Source organism: Kitasatospora sp. NPDC001539, from assembly GCF_040298565.1.
GTDB lineage: Bacteria > Actinomycetota > Actinomycetes > Streptomycetales > Streptomycetaceae > Kitasatospora.
In genome coordinates this window covers 1-18,452 of the sequence record NZ_JBEPAK010000078.1, presented here as the reverse complement: position 1 = coordinate 18,452, position 18,452 = coordinate 1, and the positions used below count along the sequence as shown (strand labels likewise).

Genomic DNA, 18,452 nt, shown 5'->3' with positions numbered 1-18,452 from the left:
GGCCGGTGGTGCACCGGCTTACCGCCCGCCCCCGACTCAGCCGTGTTCAGCGGACGTAGGTCGTCTTGACAACGACCCGGCCGACGGCACCACCCTCACCGCCGGCATGACCGGCGAGGCCTTCCCGACCGCAGGAGCCGACCGGCGCGACTCCTGAGGGGCGCCGGCCCGGCGGATCGAGGGCCGCTCGAGGGGGCGTGGGCAGGCTGGGGGAATGGCGAGCGGGGTGTGGCGGGGGCGGGTCGGCCGGTGGTGGGGGCGGCTGGGCGCGGGTTTCGTGGCGCTCGGGGAGGTGCACGTGGTGGGGGCGCTGAGGGCGGCGGAGGCGGCGGCCGAGGCCGGGGGGCTGTGCGGGCCGGGGGTGGGGCATCCGGAGCGGGTGGTGCCGGGTGTCGGAATGTCGGCGGTGGAGCGCGGGTTGTGGAGTCAGCTGGCCGACCTGTCCGACCTGCCGGATCACTGGTCGAGGTAGGCGAGGACGGCGAGGACGCGGCGGTTGTCGGCGTCGGCGGGGTGCAGGTTGAGCTTGGTGAAGATGTTGCTGATGTGCTTGGCGACGGCCTTCTCGGTGATGAAGAGGCCCTGGGCGATGCCGGCGTTGGAGCGGCCCTGGGCGAGCCATTCGAGGACTTCGCGTTCGCGGTCGGAGAGGGCGGCGATCGACTCGTCGCGCTCCTTGCGGACCAGGAGTTGGGAGATGACCTCCGGGTCCATGGCGGTGCCGCCGTCGGCGACGCGGCGGATCGAGTCGAGGAACTGGGAGCCGTTGGTGACGCGGTCCTTGAGCATGTAGCCGACGCCGCGGCCGCCGCTGGCGAGGAGTTCGCGGGCGTACAGGGGCTCGACGTACTGGGAGAGCAGCAGGACCGGGAGGTCGGGCATGGTGCGGCGGGCGGTGAGGACGGCCCGCAGGCCCTCGTCGGTGAAGTTGGGTGGCAGCCGGACGTCGACGATGGCGACGTCCGGCTGCTGTTCGGTGAGGGCGCGGAGGAGGTCGGCGCCGTTGTCGACGGCGGCCGCCACCTCGTGGCCGTAGGCCTGGAGGAGGCGGATCAGGCCGTCCCTCAGGAGGAAGTGGTCTTCGGCGAGGACAATGCGCACGGGAGCTCCATGGTGACCATCGTCGGGCCGTTGACGGGGCTGCTGACGGCGAGGACGCCGTCGAAGGTGGCGAGCCGCCGCTCGATGCCGCGCAGTCCGGTGCCCCGGGAGGCGTCCGCGCCGCCGCGGCCGGTGTCCGTGACGGTGATGCGCAGCATGCCGTGATCGTAGCGAATGTCGATCCAGGCGCGGTCGGCGTGGGAGTGCTTGGCGACGTTGGCGAGGATCTCCGAGATGGCGAAGTAGGCGGCGGACTCGACGGGCATCTCGGGGCGGCCGGGGAGGTCCACCGCGACCTCGGTGGGGACCGGGCAGACCATCGCCAGAGCCCGTACCGCGTCGGCGAGTCCGCGGTCGGCGAGGACCGGCGGGTGGATGCCGCGGACCAGGTTGCGGATCTCCTCCAGCGCCTTGGAGGAGGATTCGCGGGCCTCGATCAGCAGGGCGCGGACGGCGTCCGGGTTGGTCTCCAGGAGGTGTTCGGCGGCGTCGAGGGTCATGCCCATCGCGACCAGGCGGGCCTGGGCGCCGTCGTGCAGGTCGCGTTCGATCCGGCGGATCTCGGCCATCTGGGTGTCCACCGCGGTGCTGCGGGTGGTGGTGAGGTGCTCGATCCGGCTGGCCATCAGCTCCTGCTCGCTCGGGGCGAGCATCGACCGGGTGTACAGCGCGTGCTTGCGGACGGCGCGCGGCGCCATCCAGAGCGCCAGGGGGAGTTGGAGGACGCCGAGCACGCCGGCGAGCACGGCGGTGGCCTGGCCGTCGATCGGGATGAACTGGTACCAGAGGCCGTCCCACTCGGTGGACAGCGGGACGCCGAAGAAGGCCAGGAAGATGCCCCAGAGGCCGCTGAGCACCAGCGCGATCGGCATGAAGGCGAGGAAGCCGCCGGCGATCGGGTCGGTGAGGACCCAGGCGAACTCCCGCTTGGTCTGCGGGTCGCTCATGATCCAGCGGTAGCGGGCGATCGCCCCCGAGGCGCCTTCGGGCGCGGGCGGCAGGGGCCCGGGCGGGCCCGGGATCCGTACGCCCGACCAGGCCTCGGCCAGGCCGCGCTGACGGGCCGCCAGGGCGCGCACCCGCTCCATGGCCCGCGGTACCAGCCCGAGGCCGGGGCCGATCAGGGAGATCGCGGTGGTGACGGCGAGGCTGCGGCCGAAGGCGGCGGCGGACATCCAGCAGAGGGCCAGTGCCCGTCGCAGCCCGGTGAGTCCGGCGGAGGCCGAGAAACCCCTGATCTCGGCCGGTGCGGGGCTTCCCCCGAGCTGCATCGTGCGGTCCATGGACACGCTCCTCTCTGGTGCCTTCGCTGCTCCGGCCGTGGTGGCCGGGTGACCATTGTGGCGAAGGCGGGGTGGGGATGGCGGTAGTACTAAGTCCCCTCTTGGGCCGCCTGCTTGGCGCTCTCGCGGGCCGTCGGACCGGGCCGTTCGAGCGTCTCCCCGCCGGCGACGAACAGCGACAGGGTGTCCGCCACGCAGGCGGCCCGCGGTTCGCCCTCGATCTCGACGGTCATCCGGACGGCGGCCAGGTGTCCCGCCGGGGTCTCGCGGACGCCGGTGACCTTGGCGCCGCCGCGGACCCGGGCGCCGACCCGGACCGGGTGCGGGAAACGCACCTTGTCCAGACCGAAGTTGACGCCCATGGTGACGTCCCTGATCTCGAAGATCGCGCGCATCATCGCGGGCAGCAGACCGAGCGTCAGGTAGCCGTGGGCGATGGTCCCGCCGAACGGGCCGGCGGCCGCGAGGTCCGGGTCCACGTGGATCCACTGGAGGTCGCCGGTGGCGCGGGCGAACTCGTCCACGCTGTGCTGGGTGACCTCCAGCCACTGGCTGTATCCGAGGTGTTCCCCGGTCGCCCCGGCGAACTCGGCGAGGCTGGCAAAGGATCTCATGCGGTGATTCTCCGTCCGGGAGGCTGACACCCGACTGACGCTGCACTGACGTGCGGTGGACAGGGACGCGCACGGGCGGACGCCCGCCCCGGCTGGCGGGGGCGGGCGTCCGGCGGGCTCGGTGGGGGCTCGGCGGGGCGGCTCAGCCGTAGCGCTTGAGCTCGTGGAAGAAGTCGGGCACGGTGTGCAGCTGCCCGGCGGCCCGGACCCGGTCGTGGACGTGCTTGGCGACGGCCAGGTCGAGCACTCCGAGGCCGAACGGGGAGAACACCACCGGGCGGTCGGCGGGCGGGGTGATCGCGCCGGTGAGCACGTCGTAGAGCGTGCCGGCCACGAACTCCCGGTGACCGACCAGCTGTTCGGCCAGGTGCGGGGAGGTGGCGGCCTTCATGCAGTGCTCGACGTCGTCGACCACGTTCCAGGAGTCGAGGACGATCTCGGGGGAGAGGTCGCGCAGCGAGACGTGCAGCACCAGCGGGTGGTGGGCGAACCAGTCGGGGTCGGTGACGTGCGGCTCGCCGGCGACGGTGGCGAAGACGATCAGGTCGCTGCCGCGGACCAGGTCCTCGGGCTTGTCGTGGACGGTGATCGCCAACTCCTCGCCCTCGGCGCGGCGCAGGTAGTCGGCGAAGCCCCGGGCGTGCTCGGGGGAGAGGTCGTGGATGCCGGCCTCGGTGAAGTCGAAGCCGTTCGCGGCCAGGTAGGTGTGGATGTAGCGGGCGATCAGCCCGACTCCGAAGAAGCCGACCCGGCGCGGGCGTTCGCCGCGGGCGTCGGCCAGCCGGGCCGCGGCGAGGGCGGCCGAGGCGGCGGTGCGGGCCGCGCTGATGATCGACGACTCCAGGCAGGCGAGGGGGTAGCCGGTCTCGGCGTCGTTGAGGATCAGGACGGCCGAGGCGCGCGGCAGGCCGGCCGCGACGTTTCCCGGGAAGCTGGAGATCCACTTGATGCCGTGCACCCCGACCTCGCCCTGGACGGAGGCGGGCAGGGCGATGATCCGGTCGGACGGGCGGTCCGGGAAGCGCAGGAAGTACGAGTCGGGGTTGACCGTCCGTCCTTCGCCGTGCAGCCGGTACGCGGCCTCGACCACGGCGACGACCTCGTCCTCGTGCCCGTGGAGGGCTTCGTGCACCTGGGCGCCGGAGACCACGGCGAAGGTGGGTACCTGGGTCATGGGAACACTGCTCCTGGTGGGGTGAAGGGATCCGGCTGCGCGCGTGCGGCGCGTCCGGCTCAGCCGATGCGGGCGAGGCCCTTGGCGTGGTGGCGGGCCCGGCCGCGGGAGGCCACCAGCGGGTCCCAGTCCGGGCCGCGCTCGGGCAGCCGGGAGGGGTCGCCGAGCACCGTGCCGCCGAGCACCTCGGGCAGCAGCGGGCGGCCCAGGATCTGTCCGGCGGCGGCCATCCCGCTGGTGGCGACGGCCCCGAGGCCGCTGCCGTAGCGGACGCTCTGGCCGACCACGTAGAGGCCCTCCACCTCGGTGCGGACGTCCGGGCGCTGGCCGACGCCGCCCCAGTCGGCCATGCCGTAGGGGGTGCCGCCGGTGCCCCGGATGTAGCGCTCGTGGCTGAGCGGGGTGGCGGTCTCCAGGTGGGTGACGCGGTCCCGGAACGGGCCGATCACCTTCTCGGCGGTGGTCAGCATCAGCTCGGTGATCCGGCGCTTGCGGTCGAGGTAGGCGGGGTTGCGGCGGTAGGGCTCGCCGGCCACCGGGCCGGCGGGCACGCCCCAGAAGCCGTAGCCGGGAGGGCAGCCGGTCATCAGCTGGAAGTTGCTGTGGCCGGGCGGGCAGACCGCGGTGGCGCCCGGGTCCTTGAGCGAGGCGAAGGAGAAGGTCAGCTGCGGCACCGAGTCGAAGGTGCCGTCGCGCTCCCAGCGCTCCCGCACGGCGGCGTGGGCGGCCTCCATGTCGTCGCTGTCGTGCCACCAGATGTTGGCGTTCGGCAGGCCCGGCACTTCGGTGTCCAGGGCGACGTACACCGAGACGACGGCGCCGCGCATGGTGGCGGCGCGGGTCCGGGCGACCACCTCGGGCGGGAAGGCCGGCTCGCCGCCGCACAGGTCGAGCACGGTGCGGCGGTAGTCGGCGTTGGAGATCACCAGCGGGGCGGAGATCCGGGTGCCGTCGGTGAGTTCGACACCGGTGGCGCGGCCGTGCTCGATCAGGATGCGGCGCACCTCGCGGCGGGTGCGCAGCTCGCCGCCGTACGACTCCAGGGCCTCGACCAGGGCGGCCACCAGGACCTGTCCGCCGCCCTCGGGGTAGTAGGCGCCGCGCAGGTAGTGGTCGAGCATGGCGGCGTGCTCGGCGAGGGTGATGCCGTCCGGCATGGTGCCGTAGTTGCCGGCCTGGGCGGCGACCAGGGTGCGGGCCCTGGGCGAGAGTTCGCAGTGGTCCAGCGCCTGGCCGAGGGTGCGGCGGGTCCAGCGCATGGTGTGCGGGGAGCGCCGGAACAGCTCGACCATGGAGGTGCCGTGCAGGCCGTCCCGGGTGGCGCCGGCCACCGCGCGGGCGAGGTCGAGGAACCGGTCGACCCGCTCGGCCTCCTCGGGCAGCGCCTGGTGGAGCCGCTCGCGGTAGGCCGCCCAGTCGGCGGGCACGTCCAGGGTGGCGGTGGGGGTGATGATCCGGTCGAAGCCGTGCTCGTTGTCCATCGGCCGGAAGGTGACCCGGTCGCGGACGCCGAGGCCGGCCAGCAGGGACGGGAAGAGGCCGCCCTCGCCGCAGTCGCCGACGTAGTGGGTGCCCACGTCGAACTCGTACTTGCGGCGCCGGCGGAAGACGTGGGCGTTGCCGCCCGCGATGTCGTGCTGTTCGAGGACGAGGACGCGGCGGCCGTCGGCGGCCAGGTAGCCGGCGCTGACCAGGCCGCCCAGGCCGCTGCCGACGACGATCGCGTCGTAGTGGCGGGCGACGGCCCCGTCCTGGTGGTCCCTGCCGTCCGCGCCGGTGGCGCCCGTCCCTCCGCCCGTCCCTGCGCCGGTGCCTTCTCTGCCGGCGCCTTCCCGGCCCGCGCCCTGCCGCATCCGCGCTCCCATCCGCTCCCCCGTTCGCGCCGCTTCCATCAGAAGGTGCCGCCGCCGTGGATCTCGAAGACCGAGCCGCTGATGTACGAGGCCCGCTCGGAGAGCAGGAAGGAGACCAGGTCGGCCACCTCCTCGGGCTGCCCGGCCCGGCCGAGGGCGACGTTCTTCAGCATCCGCTCCACCGCCGCGTCGGACATGTCGCCGACCATGTCGGTGGCGATCAGGCCGGGCGCGACCACGTTGGCGCGCACTCCGCGCGGGCCGCACTCCTTGGCCAGGGACTTGGTGAAGCCGATGATCCCGGCCTTGGAGGCGGCGTAGTTGGCCTGGCCGAGGTTGCCGTAGATGCCCGACACCGAGGACAGGTTGACGATCGAGCCGCGGCGGCGCTTGCTCATCGCGAAGGCGGCGGCCCGGCAGACGTGGTAGACGCCGTCCAGGTTGGTGCGCAGCACCTGCTCCCAGTCCTGCTCGGGCATCAGGATCACCGGGCGGTCCCGGGTGATGCCGGCCGAGGTGACCGCGGCGTCGACCGGGCCGAGGTCGCGCTCGGTGCGGGCGAACCAGTCGCGGACCTCGGCGGCGTTCGCCACGTCGCACCGGGTGGCGCTGATCCGGGTGCCGAACTCGCCCGCCTCCTTGACGAGTTGCTCGGCGGCCCCGGCGTTGGAGTGGTAGCAGAAGGCGACGTCGTAGCCGTCCTGGGCGAGCCGCAGCACGATGGCCCGGCCGATCCCCCGGGAGCCGCCGCTGACCAGGGCGATCACGCGGCCCCTCCGTCCGGGTCGGTCCCGTCCGCGTCGCTTCCGCTCGGGTCCGTCGCGCCCGGCTCGGTCGCGGGCCGGTTCTCGTCGGCCGGGTCCAGCAGCCGCAGCACGGCGCAGCCCACCGCGCCGTCCCGGTCCACGGCGGTGACCAGGGCGGTGCGGCCCGCCGCGGCCGGCTCGGCCCCGGCGACGCTGAGCAGCGCCTGGATCTGGAAGGTGGCGGCGGCCGCGCCGGTGTCGCCGAGCAGTTCCATGGACGGCACCCGGGTGAGCGCCTCGGCGGGCAGCAGCGCGGCGAGCGCCTCGTGCTCGGCGCGGCCGGCCGCGGTGGGCGCGGCGCTGGGAACGGCGGCCCACACCTCCTCGGCGGTGGCACCGGCCCGGGCCAGCGCACGCCGTACGCAGGCGGTGACGGCCGCCGCCGGGTCGTCGTCGACGTCGACCCGGGTCTCGACGGCCAGGACGGCGGCGAGCGCCGGGCGGTGGGCGGTGCCCGCGTGCTCGACCACGAGGAGGCCGCAGCCCTCGCCGAGCAGCGGCGCCGGGTCCCCGGGCGCGACGGCGGCGTGCTCGATCCAGGCGTGCGCGGCGGAGAACTCCTCGGCCGAGCCGACCAGGTACTTGGTGGCGCGGCCCTGGCCCATCAGCCGGCGGGCGTAGTTGAGGGCGAGCAGTCCGCTGACCCGCCCGCCCGCGACGGTGGTGTTGGGGCCGGTGAGCCCGTGCCGGATCGCGGTGGCGCCGGCGGCGTGGTTGAGGCTGCCGAACGGGATCCGGCCGGCGTCGACGTGGAAGGGCAGCGCGTTGGTGTACGACTGCTTGAGGAAGTTGGTGACGTTCTCCAGGCTGCCCATCGAGATGCCGAGGACCACGCCGGTGCGGCCGTCGGTCGGCACCGACCGGTTGCCCTCGGCGTCCTGCAGCAGGTCGTCGGAGGCGACCAGGGTGAGTGCCGTGAGCCGGTCCATCTTGGCGGTGCCGACCGGGCCGAGCAGGCCCTTGATGTCGAAGCCGGGCACCACGCAGGCCTCCGGCGAGGGCAGCGGGCCGAACGCGTCGCCCGGCGCGACGGCGGTCTTGGCGCCGGAGCGCACGCCGGCGGCGAAGGCCCGGCCGGTCAGGCCGTACGGCGAGACGGCCGACCAGCCGGTGATGACGAGGGTGTCGGGCGGCAGGGCGGCCCGGTCGGCCGGGGAGCTCTTCAGGGGTCTCGTCATCGTCAGACTCGCTCTCCGTACGTGCCCAGGATCAGGATGGCGTTGTTGCCGGCGAAGGCGCTGGAGTTGTTCTCCACGATCCGGACCTCGGCGTCGATGGCCTGGTTGGGCACGACGTCCAGCGGGCAGTCCGGGTCGGTCTCCCGGTGGTTGATGGTCGGCGGGATGAACTGGTGCTCGATGGCGATGCTGCAGGCGATCGCGGCCAGCGCGCTGGCGGCGCCCATCGAGTGGCCGAGCATCGACTTCACGGCGACGGTGCGCGGCGGGGCGTCGCCGTACACGTCCAGGATCGCGGCGGACTCGGTCTTGTCGTTGGCCTTGGTGCCGGTGCCGTGCGCGGAGATGAAGTCGACCTCGTCGCGCTCGACCCCGGCGTCCTCCAGGGCGAGCCGGATGCCGCGGGCGATGCCGTCCCGGTTGGGCGCGGTCGCGTGGGCGGCGTCGCAGCTGAGGCCGTAGCCCAGCACCTCGGCGTAGATGTGCGCGCCGCGGGCGAGGGCGGATTCCAGGCTCTCCAGCACGAGGATGCCCGCGCCCTCGCCGGTGAGGATGCCCTGGCGGTCCCGGTCGAACGGGCGGACCACGTCCGGGGTGAGTGCGCCGAAGCGCTTGAACAGGGCGAACGCCTTGCGGCAGACGGCGTCGGCGCCGCCGCACAGCGCGATGTCCACCTCGCCGGAGCGGATCGCGTCCAGGCCGTAGCCGATCGAGTAGTTGCCCGCCGCGCAGGCGGTGGTGATGGTGGTCGGCTCCACGTTCGGCATCCGCAGCTCGCGGGCGATCACGGTGCTCAGCCGTCCGGCGTTGATCCGGCGGGACAGCACCGGGTCCATCGCCTCCGGAGTGCCGGCGGCGAGTTCCTGCTCCACCAGCAGGCCGATGTCGTGCGACTCGCCGTCGGTGGTGCCGACGCTGATCACGGCCTGGCGCTCGCCGAGGTCCGCCTCGGTGAGCCCGGCGTCGTCCACCGCCATCCGGGCCGCTGCGACCGCGAACTGCCCGGCCCGGCCCATGTCGTCGAGCGGGACGCGGTGGATCCAGCGCTCCGGCTCGAAGTCGGGGACCTCGCAGGCGATGTTCTGGCCGAAGCCCTCGCTGTCGAAGCGGGTGATCGGCCGCGCGCCGGAGCGGCCGGCCCGCAGCCCCGCGGTGTACTCCTCGAGGCCCGTGCCGATGCTGGAGATCGCCCCGAGGCCGGTGAGGACGACCCGCCGGCGCCCGGCCGGCGTGCCGGACCGGGGGGCCGCTGGTGACTGTGCGGTGGACATGGGACTCCTTAGGCGGTGTGCGGCGGTGGTGTCGCGGGTCCTCGGGTCACCAGCCGGCGGCGGCCGCGGTCACCTGGTAGGTGGTCTCCACGTTCACCATCTTCGGGAGCTCGTTCATGTCGATGACGATGGAGTACTCCATCTCCAGCGCGCTCAGCACGTCGATGAGCTTGAGCGAGTCGGCGCCCAGCTCGTCGACGAACAAGGCCGTGTCGGAGAACTCGGTGTGCACGTCGATGTTCTCGGCGATGATTTCGCGGATTCGGGCGAGGCGCTCCGGCGCAACCGTCGTCATGGGGTTTCCTCCGTTTTCCAGATGCCCGGAATTTGCTTCCGGCGAGAAAACTAATCAGCGGCGATGACGGGTCGATGACGTCCAACTGACCGCTCACTGACGGGAGTCCGGGGGCGGTGGCGGGCCGGGAGCGCGGCGCCCCGGGCCTGGTGGGACGGTGCCGCGGGAGCGAAAGCGACCGCCCGCCGTACCGGTGGACGGGGGCTCCACGGGTACGGCGGGCGGCGTCTGGAGGGCCGGGCGGCGGGGATTACGGGAATTCCCGGCGGGCGGCCGTTGGGCGGGCTGGTCGAGCGGGGGCTGTTCGAGCCGGCTGGTCGAGCGGGCCGCCCGGCGCGGGTCTCCGGGCCCGGCGGACAGCTGCCCCCGGGTGCTCAGCCCTGCTGCTGGAGGCTGAGCGGGCGCATGTCCGTCCAGTGGGCCTCGACGTGGGCGACGGCGGTGGCGCGGTCGGTGGCGTCCAGGGTGACCGTCCAGCCGGCCGGGACGGCGGCGAAGGACGGCCAGAGGGAGTGCTGTCCCTCGTCGTTGACGAGGACCAGGAAGGTGCCGTCTTCGCGGTCGAAGGGGTTCGCCATGGTGGTCAGCTCCAGAGGTCGTCAGGACTGGTGATCGGTGGGGTGTCGAGCAGCTGGTCGAGGACGGCGCCGATCGCGGCGGCCGGTGCGGGTCGCAGCATCTGCTGGTGCCCGCTGTCCACGTCGTACGCGTGGACGGCGGAACCGACGTACGGCGCCCAGCTCTTGAGCTTGAGCGCGCGTTCCTCCGCGGTGAGCCGGCGGGGGCCGCCGGCCGCGACGAACAGCGTCATCGGGCAGCCGTCGAGGCGGTTCGGGGTGAACCGCTGGAACAGCTCCAGGTTGTTCCGCATGACCGCCAGCAGCCGTTCCAGCACGGCCGGTCGGAGGCCGGCGAGCGGTCCTCCGGCGCGCGCGAGGCGGGCGGCGACGCTCTGCGGGGTGAGCTGCCCCGGCGCTTCTCCACCGGCGTCCGATGCGGGTTCGCTACCGGGAACCGGTCCGGCACCGGCGGCCGTGTCGGCGCCGGCGACCGCTCCGGCACCGGCGCCCGTGTCGGCGCCGGCCTCGGCCAGGAAGTCGGCGAGGAACTCCGCGTCGCTCGGCCGCACGCCGCGCGCGTCGTCGGGGTAGGCGTCCAGGTTGGCCAGCAGGGCCACCCGCTCGCCGGCGGCGGTCAGCCGCACCGCCATCTCGTGCGCGACGACCCCGCCGTAGGACCAGCCGAGCAGGTGGTACGGGCCGTGCGGCTGGATCGCCCGGATCCGCGCGAGGTACTCCTCGGCCACCTCGCCGAGGCCGCCGGGCAGCGGGCCGTCGTCCGCGAGGCCGTCGGCCTGGAGGCCGTACACCGGCTGCTCGGGGTCGAGGTGCTCGGCGAGTGCGGCGAACGGCAGTGCGAAGCCGAGGCCGCCGTGCACGCAGAACAGCGGGGGGCGGCTGCCGGTGGGGCGGATCGGCAGGACGGCGGCGAACGGGTCGAGACCCGGCCCGTCCGCCGGGCCGGAGGCGGCGGCCAGCGCCTCCACGGTGCGGTGCTCGAAGACCGCGCCGAGGCTGAGCGGCAGGCCGGCCCGGGTGGCCGCGTTGACGAGGCGGATGGCCTTGAGGCTGTCCCCGCCGAGGGCGAAGAAGGAGTCGTCCGGGCCGACCCGCTCCACCCCCAGCACCTCCTGCACGGCCGCGCAGAGCAGCCGCTCCGGCTCGGTCCTGGGCGCCCGCCGGGTGCGGGCCGCCGGGGCGGGGGCGGGCAGCGCCCGGACGTCCAGCTTGCCGTTGGCGTTCAGCGGCAGCGCGGGCAGCACGGCGAAGGCGTCCGGGACCATGTAGCCCGGCAGCGAGCGGGCCAGGTGGCGTTGCAGCTCGGCCGGTTCGGGCGCCGGCCGGCCCTCGGCGGGGACCAGGTAGGCGACCAGCCGGCGCTGGCCGGTGGCGTCGGCGGGGGCCAGCACGGCGGCCCGGGCGACGGCGGGGTGGGCGGCCAGCAGGCGTTCGATCTCGCCCGGTTCGATCCGGTAGCCGTGGATCTTGACCTGCTGGTCGGCGCGCGCGACGTACTCGATCCGGCCGTGCCGGTCCCAACGGACCAGGTCCCCGGTGCGGTACATCCGGGTGCCGGGCGGCCCGTACGGGTCGGCGGTGAAGCGCTCGGCGGTCAGGCCGGGGCGGTTGAGGTAGCCCCTGGCCAGGCCCTCGCCGGACAGGTACAGCTCGCCGACCACCCCGCGCGGCACCGGGCGCAGCGCCTCGTCCAGGACGTACCCGCCGGTGTCGCCGATCGGCAGGCCGATCGGGACGGTGCCGTCGGCGCGGCCGAGGTCCTGGCCGGTGGCGAAGGTGGTGACCTCGGTGGGGCCGTACACGTGGAAGACGGTGGTGCCGGGCAGCGCGGCCCGCAGCCGGTCCAGGTGGTCGCGGGAGTGCGCCTCGCCGCCGGTGAGCAGCGCGCGCAGCGGGGCCAGGGCGCGCGGGCGGGTGTCGGCGATGGTGTTGACCAGCTGGGTGGTGAGGAAGGCGATGCTCACCCCGGCCCGGGTGAGGAACTCCTCCAGGGCCTGCGGATCGGCCGGCCCGGGCGGCTGGACCGCCAGCCGGGCGCCGTGGGCGAGCGGGCCCCAGATCTCGAAGGTGGAGGCGTCGAAGGCGACCGGCGCGAAGTGGAGGAAGGTGTCCTCGGCGGTGGGTGCCAGCTCGGGCAGTCCCAGCACCAGGCGGACGGCGGCGCGGTGGGAGACCGCGACGCCCTTGGGCCTGCCGGTGGAGCCGGAGGTGTAGATGACGTAGAGCAGGTCGTCGGGGTGGACGGTGACGGCCGGGGCCGTCGCGGGCTGGGCGGCGAGTGCGGTGAGCGTCGCCGGCGCGTCCAGGACCAGCGGGTGCACCCCGGCGGGGAGCTCGAAGCCGGCCAGGGACTGCTGGGTGAGCAGCAGTCGGGCGCCGCTGTCGGCGAGCATGTCGCGGACCCGCTCGGGCGGGTACGACGGGTCGATCGGCAGGTAGGCCGCGCCGGCGCGGGCGATCGCCAGCAGGGCGCGCACCACGGCCGGGCCGCGCTCCAGCCGCAGGGCGACCAGTTCGCCCTTGCGGGTGCCGTGGGCGGTCAGCAGCCGGGCCAGGCGGTTGGCCTCGGCGTCCAGTTCGCCGTACGTGGTGCGGCGGAGCGGGCCGGGGGTGTCGGACCCGGCGGCGCCCGGCGCGGTGCCGTACGGCTCGGCGTGGATCAGGGCGACGGCCTCCGGGGCGGCCGCGATCCGGCGGTCGACCAGGGCGGTGAGGGTGCTGTGCGGGGTGCCGAGCCGGTGGGTGCCGCGGGCGAGCAGGTCGGCCTGCTCCTCGGGGGCGATCAGGTCCAACCGGGAGAGCGGGGTGGCGGGTTCGGCGAGGCCGGCGGCGAGCAGCCGGAGGTAGGCGTCGGTGATCCGGCGGGCGGTGCCGGGTTCGAAGAGGTCGGTGCGGTACTCGACGGTGAGGGCGAGGGCGCCGTCCGGGCCCTCGGTGAACTGGAAGGACAGGTCCCACTTGGCGGTGCCGACCGGGACGGGCTGCTCGGACACGCCGAGCCGCGGGTCCTCGGCCGCGGGCGGAGCGGCCTGCCGGTGGCCGATCACCACCTGGAACAGCGGGTGCCGGGCCATCGAGCGCTCGGGGTTGAGCACCTCGACCAGCTTCTCGAACGGCAGGTCCTGGTGCTGGTACGCCGCCAGGTCGGACTCCCGCACCCGCTCGGCGAGTTCGCGCAGGCCCGGGTCACCGGAGGTGTCGGTGCGCAGCACCAGGGTGTTGACGAACATGCCGACCAGCTCGTCGAGCCGTTCGTCGGCGCGGCCGGCGACCGGGCTGCCGAGCGGGATGTCGGTGCCCGCGCCGAGGCGGGTGAGCAGGGCGGCGAGGGCGGTGCGCAGCAGCATGAAGGGGCTGACCGCCCAGTCGGCGGCCGAGCGGCGGAGCCCTTCGGTGAGCTGCGGCGGCACGGTGGTGCGGTGCGCCGCGCCGCGGTGGTCGGCCCGGCTGCCGCGCGGGTGGTCGAAGGGCAGCGCCAGCTCCTCCGGCAGATCGCGCAACCGGTCCTTCCAGTACCGCAGTTGGCGGGACAGCTCGCTCGCCGGGTCGGCCTCGGTGCCGAGCAGCCGGCGCTGCCAGAGCGCGTAGTCGGCGTACTGGACGGGCAGTGGCGGGAGTTGGGCGCGGTGGCCGTCGCGGCGGGCCCGGTAGCAGGCGGTGAGGTCACGGGTCAGCGGGGCGAGCGACCAGCCGTCCGCGGCGATGTGGTGCAGCACCAGGGACAGCACGTGCTCCTGCGGGCCGAGGGCGAAGAGCCGGGCCCGGACCGGAAGCCCGGTCTCCAGGTCGAAGGGGCGGGCGGCCTCGGCGGCGAGCGCGGCGGGCAGCTCGGTCTCGGTGGTCGGGCTCAGCGGGAGCGGGACGGCGGCCTCGGCGGGGGCGAGCACCCGCTGCTCGGCCGGGCCCTCGTCGGTGCCGGGGGTGCCCGGGGTCGCGCCGGGGGCGGTGGCGCTGTCAGGGGCGGTGGCGCTGTCGGGGGCGCCCGGGGTGGCGGCGCGGCTCGGGAAGACGGTGCGCAGCGCCTCGTGCCGGGCCACCACGTCCTGGAGGGCGGCCGCCAGGGCGGCGGTGTCGAGCTGCCCGGAGAGCCGGACGGCCATCGGGATGTGGTACAGCCCGCCGGGGGCGCCCAGGCGTTCGACGAACCAGAGCCGCTGCTGGGCGTACGACAGCGGGACCACCGCCGGCCGGGGTCCCGCGGTGAGCGGGGCGCGGCGCGGCGCGGCGGCCGCGCCCTTCAGCCGGGTGGCGAGGCGGGCCGGGGAGGGGGCCTCGAAGAGGTCCCGGACCTGCAGTTCCGCGCCGAGTTCGGCCCGGACCCGGTTGACGATCCGGGTGGCCAGCAGGGAGTGCCCGCCGAGGGCGAAGAACTCGTCGTCGGCGCCGACCCGCTCCAGCCCCAGGACCTCGGCGAAGACCTCGCAGAGCAGTTCCTCCTCCGGACCGCGCGGGGCCCGGGCCGAGACGGCGTACGCGGGGGCGGGCAGGGCGCGCCGGTCGAGCTTGCCGTTGGCGGTGAGCGGCAGGGCGGGCAGCGCGACCACGGCGGCGGGGACCATGTACTCCGGCAGCCGCTCGGCGGCGAACGCCCTGAGCTCGGCGCCCAGTCCGGCTGCTCCGGCGGGCTCCTGGCCGGGCGCGGCTGCTCCGGCGGGCTGCTGGACGGGCACCACGTAGGCGACCAGCCGCTGGTCGCCCGGCCGGTCCTCGCGGGCCACCACGGCCGCCTCGGCGACCCGCGGGTGCCGCCCGAGGACGGTCGCGATCTCCCCCGGCTCGATCCGGAACCCGCGCAGTTGGACCTGCTCGTCGGCGCGGCCCAGGTACTCCAGCGAGCCGTCCGGACGCCACCGGCCGAGGTCGCCGGTGCGGTACATCCGGGCCCCGCCCGCCTCGAACGGGCAGGCGACGAAGCGCTCGGCGGTCAGCGCGGGCCGGTTCAGGTAGCCGCGGGCGAGGCCCGGGCCGGTGACGTACAGCTCGCCGGGCACCCCGGGCGGGACGGGCCGCAGGGCGCCGTCCAGCAGGTGGACCCGCAGGTCGGGGATGGCGCGCCCGATCACGCTGCCGCCCCCGGCGGCGGCCGTCGCGGCGTCCAGGGCCTGGTAGGAGACGTGCACGGTGGTCTCGGTGATGCCGTACATGTTGACCAGCCGGGGCGCGTCCTCGGCGTGCCGGGCGTACCAGTCGGCGAGCCGGCCGACGTCCAGCGCCTCGCCGCCGAACACCACGGTGCGCAGGGCGAGTTCGCGCGGACGCTCGGCGTCGGCGCGCATCAGCTGGTAGAAGGCGGAGGGGGTCTGGTTGAGGACGGTCACCCGCTCGGCGGCGAGCAGCTCCAGGAAGGCGTCGGGGGAGCGCGAGACGTCGTACGGGACGACCACCAGCCGGCCGCCGCGCAGCAGGGCGCCCCACAGCTCCCAGACCGTGAAGTCGAAGGCGATCGAGTGGAACAGGGTCCAGACGTCGTCCGGCCCGAAGCCGAACCAGTGCTCGGTGGAGTCGAGCAGCCGGACCACGTTCCGGTGCGGCACCACGACGCCCTTGGGGCGGCCGGTGGAGCCGGAGGTGTGGATGACGTAGGCCGGGTGCTCGGGGGCGACCGCGACGGCGGGCGGGGTGGCCGGGCGGGCGGCCAGTGCCTCGACGGTCTCCGGCACGTCGAGCTCGATGCGCCGCACTCCGGGGAGGTCCGGCAGCGCGGCGGACTCCGGCAGCCGGGAGACGGTCAGCAGCAGCGTCGGGCGCGCGTCGGCCAGGGCGTAGCCGATCCGGTCGGCCGGGTGGGCGGGCTCCAGCGGCAGGTAGGCGGCGCCCGCCTTGAGCACGGCGAGGACGGCGACGACCAGCTCGGCGCCGCGCGGCAGGGCGACGGCGACGAAGGACTCCGGCCCGGCGCCGTGCGAGACCAGCAGGTGGGCCAGCCGGCTGGAGCGCTCGTCCAGCTCGCGGTAGGTGAGCTCGGCGTCCGGCGCGGTGACCGCGCGGGCCTCCGGGGAGCGGGCGGCCTGCTCGGCGAACAGGGCGGGGATGGTGGTGTGCCGGTCGGCGCCGGACGGGACGGGGGCGCGGGCGCCGCTCCACTCGCCGAGGATGCGGGCCAGTTCGGCGGGGTCCGGGCCGCCGAGCCGGGCCAGCGGGGTGTGCGGGTCCTCCGCCACCTGCTCCAGGATCCGCAGTAGGCGCGCCAGCAGGCGCTCCGCCTCGGCCTCCGCCCCGGCCGAGAGGCCGGCCCCTGCCGCAGCCCCAGCCGCAGCCGCGGCTTCGGCCGAGGCCCCGGCCTCGGCCCGCGCCAGTGCGGAGGCGCGGTAGCCGAGGTGGAGGTCGAGCCGCTCGCCGGGGAAGACGGTCAGGCTGAGCGGGTAGTGGGTGGCCGAGAGGATCCGGGCGGCGCTGACCGTCCCGCCGGACTCGCGGTACAGCGCGGCCTCGTCCATCGGGTAGCTCTGGAAGGCGAGCACGGTGTCGAACAGCTCGCCCTGGAGCCCGGAGGCGGCCTGCACCTCGGCCAGCGGCAGGTGTTCGTGGGGCATCATGGCGAGCTGCTGCGCGGACAGCGCGGCGAACAGCTCGGAGGCGCGACGGTCCGGGCGCAGTTCGGCCCGGACGGGCACGGTGTTGGCGAACAGGCCGATCATCGACTCGACGTCCGGCACCTCGGCCGGGCGGCCGGAGGTGACCGAGCCGAACACCACGTCCTGGCGGCCGGTGAGCCCGCCGAGCAGCAGCGCCCAGCAGCCCTGCACCACGGTGTTCAGGGTCAGCCCCTGTCCGCGCGCCCAGCCGGTGAGCGCGGCGGTGTGCTCGGGTGACAGCGATCGGCTGACGACGGAGGGGAGTTCGGCGGAGGGCGCGGTCTCCGGCAGCACCCGCAGCGGGCCCTCCAGGCCGGCCAGCAGCTCGGCCCAGGCAGCACGGGCGGCGCCGGTGTCGCGGCCGTTCAGCCAGGTCAGGAAGGACCGGTAGGGTGCGGGCTCGGGCAGCGCCGCCGCCCCGGCCGGGTCGCCCAGCAGGGCCAACTCCCTCACCGCCAGCGGGAAGGACCAGCCGTCCAGGAGGATGTGGTGCACCGACCAGAGGAAGCGGTGGCGCCCCTCGCCGAGTCGGATCAGCGTGAAGCGCATCAGCGGTGGCCGGGCCGGGTCGAAGCGGCGCAGCCGGTCCTCGTCGGCCAGCCGCCGGGCCTGTTCCTCGCGTTCGGCCTCGGGCAGGTGGGTGAGGTCGTGCCGCACCCACTCCGGCTCGACCTCGGTGTCCTTGAGGACGATCTGCACGGGCTCGCCGCTCCTGCGGTGGCGGAAGCAGGCCCGCAGGTTGGGGTGGCGGCGCAGCAGGGCGGCCGAGGCGGTGCGCAGCCGGGCGGCCAGCTGCTCGCCGTCGGCCGCGCCCGGCCCGTCCAGCTCGGCGACCAGCTGGAGGGTGTACAGGTCGGGCGCGGTCCGGTCGTACGAGGACAGGAACAGCAGGCCCTGCTGGAGCGGTGACAGCGGCAGGACCTCGCTGATCTTCGACCCGGTTCTCGGGCCGGTCGTTCCGGGGCCGGTCGTCACGAAAGCTCCTCGTTGAACTCGAATTCCAGATCGGCCAGTTCTTCGTCCGAGAGCTCGACCAGGCCGCCCTCGGGAACCGCCGGGGCGGCGGGCTCGGCGCCGGCCTCCTCGGCGATCTGCGCGAGGGCGGCGGCGGTCTTGTGGGTGAAGACGTCCCGGGTGGTGAGGGTGAGTCCGGCCTTGCGGGCGCGGCTGACCACCTGGATGGAGCGGATGGAGTCGCCGCCGAGGGAGAAGAAGTCCTCGTCGACCCCCACGCTCGTCGTTCCGAGCACCTCGGCGAGGACGTCGCACAGCAGCCGTTCCCGCTCGGTGCGCGGTGCCCGGCTGCCCGCGTCCTCGGTGGTCTCGGGGCGGGGGAGGGCCTTGCGGTCGAGTTTGCCGTTGGGGGTGAGCGGCATCGTGTCCAGGACGATCCAGGTCGCGGGGATCATGTAGGCGGGCAGCAGTTGGGCGAGTTCGGCGCGGACCCGGCTCGGGTCGGTGTGGGGGCCGGTGAGGTAGCCGGTGAGGCGGGGGTTGCCGGAGGCGTCGGGCAGGACGGTGACGGCGGCGTCGGTGACGGTGTCGAGGGTGCGGATGACGGCTTCGATCTCGCCGGTTTCGACGCGGCGGCCGCGGATCTTGATCTGGTGGTCGCGGCGTTCGATGAACTCGAGTTGGCCGTCGGGGCGTTGGATGACGCGGTCGCCGGTGCGGTACATGCGGGTGCCGGGTCCGGCGAAGGGGTCGGCGGTGAAGGTGGTGGC

12 protein-coding genes and 1 pseudogene are annotated in these 18,452 nt (G+C 74.8%); 1 reads left to right on the top strand and 12 read right to left on the bottom strand.

From position 1 onward, the window contains the following. Window positions 1-214: 214 nt before the first annotated feature. Window positions 215-472: a DUF6059 family protein gene (locus ABT247_RS15005; RefSeq protein ID WP_350742763.1), complete on the top strand. Its 258-nt coding sequence runs from the start codon at window positions 215-217 to the stop codon at window positions 470-472. Here the strand turns inward: ABT247_RS15005 and ABT247_RS15000 are convergent. From ABT247_RS15000 to ABT247_RS14945, 12 genes and pseudogenes are all read right to left on the bottom strand, one after another. Further along, complete coding sequence (locus ABT247_RS15000) at window positions 457-1,101, bottom strand: LuxR C-terminal-related transcriptional regulator (protein ID WP_350742761.1); 645 nt, start codon at window positions 1,099-1,101, stop codon at window positions 457-459. The genes ABT247_RS15005 and ABT247_RS15000 overlap by 16 nt on opposite strands. Next, the gene (locus ABT247_RS14995; protein ID WP_350742759.1) at window positions 1,065-2,384 is read right to left on the bottom strand and encodes a sensor histidine kinase; all 1,320 of its coding nucleotides are present in this window, start codon (window positions 2,382-2,384) and stop codon (window positions 1,065-1,067) included. Before ABT247_RS14995 ends, ABT247_RS15000 begins: the two co-directional genes overlap by 37 nt. 170 nt (window positions 2,385-2,554) lie before the next feature. Then, window positions 2,555-2,998: pseudogene (locus ABT247_RS14990) on the bottom strand (MaoC family dehydratase); the annotation flags it as partial. Window positions 2,999-3,140: 142 nt separating this feature from the next. Further along, entirely contained in the window at window positions 3,141-4,172 is a 1,032-nt protein-coding gene (gene sbnB, locus ABT247_RS14985) for a 2,3-diaminopropionate biosynthesis protein SbnB (protein ID WP_350742755.1), read from the bottom strand. A 59-nt stretch (window positions 4,173-4,231) separates the two neighbouring features. Continuing rightward, window positions 4,232-6,025, bottom strand: coding sequence for a phytoene desaturase family protein (locus ABT247_RS14980; protein WP_350742753.1), 1,794 nt, complete (start codon window positions 6,023-6,025; stop codon window positions 4,232-4,234). Between the two features lie 38 nt (window positions 6,026-6,063). Then, window positions 6,064-6,792 (bottom strand): 3-oxoacyl-ACP reductase FabG, encoded by a 729-nt coding sequence (fabG, locus tag ABT247_RS14975; protein ID WP_350742751.1) that lies wholly within the window; start codon window positions 6,790-6,792, stop codon window positions 6,064-6,066. Beyond that, the gene (locus ABT247_RS14970; protein ID WP_350742749.1) at window positions 6,789-8,009 is read right to left on the bottom strand and encodes a beta-ketoacyl synthase N-terminal-like domain-containing protein; all 1,221 of its coding nucleotides are present in this window, start codon (window positions 8,007-8,009) and stop codon (window positions 6,789-6,791) included. Before ABT247_RS14970 ends, fabG begins: the two co-directional genes overlap by 4 nt. 2 nt (window positions 8,010-8,011) lie before the next feature. Further along, window positions 8,012-9,280, bottom strand: coding sequence for a beta-ketoacyl-[acyl-carrier-protein] synthase family protein (locus ABT247_RS14965; RefSeq protein WP_350742747.1), 1,269 nt, complete (start codon window positions 9,278-9,280; stop codon window positions 8,012-8,014). Between the two features lie 46 nt (window positions 9,281-9,326). Next, complete coding sequence (locus ABT247_RS14960) at window positions 9,327-9,575, bottom strand: acyl carrier protein (RefSeq protein ID WP_350742745.1); 249 nt, start codon at window positions 9,573-9,575, stop codon at window positions 9,327-9,329. Window positions 9,576-9,949: 374 nt separating this feature from the next. Then, window positions 9,950-10,153 (bottom strand): MbtH family protein, encoded by a 204-nt coding sequence (locus ABT247_RS14955; protein ID WP_350742743.1) that lies wholly within the window; start codon window positions 10,151-10,153, stop codon window positions 9,950-9,952. A 5-nt stretch (window positions 10,154-10,158) separates the two neighbouring features. Beyond that, window positions 10,159-17,703 (bottom strand): non-ribosomal peptide synthetase, encoded by a 7,545-nt coding sequence (locus ABT247_RS14950; RefSeq protein ID WP_350742741.1) that lies wholly within the window; start codon window positions 17,701-17,703, stop codon window positions 10,159-10,161. After that, on the bottom strand, window positions 17,700-18,452 hold a 753-nt coding region (locus tag ABT247_RS14945), incomplete at its 5' end, for a phosphopantetheine-binding protein (protein ID WP_350742739.1). The genes ABT247_RS14945 and ABT247_RS14950, both read right to left, overlap by 4 nt.

Coding starts and splice junctions, on each gene's coding strand:
- ABT247_RS15005 (WP_350742763.1), top strand. CDS start 215: ATGGCGAGCGGGGTGTGGCGGGGGCGGGTCGGCCGGTGGTGGGGGCGG.
- ABT247_RS14995 (WP_350742759.1), bottom strand. CDS start 2,384: ATGGACCGCACGATGCAGCTCGGGGGAAGCCCCGCACCGGCCGAGATC.
- sbnB (WP_350742755.1), bottom strand. CDS start 4,172: ATGACCCAGGTACCCACCTTCGCCGTGGTCTCCGGCGCCCAGGTGCAC.
- ABT247_RS14980 (WP_350742753.1), bottom strand. CDS start 6,025: ATGCGGCAGGGCGCGGGCCGGGAAGGCGCCGGCAGAGAAGGCACCGGC.
- ABT247_RS14970 (WP_350742749.1), bottom strand. CDS start 8,009: ATGACGAGACCCCTGAAGAGCTCCCCGGCCGACCGGGCCGCCCTGCCG.
- ABT247_RS14965 (WP_350742747.1), bottom strand. CDS start 9,280: ATGTCCACCGCACAGTCACCAGCGGCCCCCCGGTCCGGCACGCCGGCC.
- ABT247_RS14960 (WP_350742745.1), bottom strand. CDS start 9,575: ATGACGACGGTTGCGCCGGAGCGCCTCGCCCGAATCCGCGAAATCATC.
- ABT247_RS14955 (WP_350742743.1), bottom strand. CDS start 10,153: ATGGCGAACCCCTTCGACCGCGAAGACGGCACCTTCCTGGTCCTCGTC.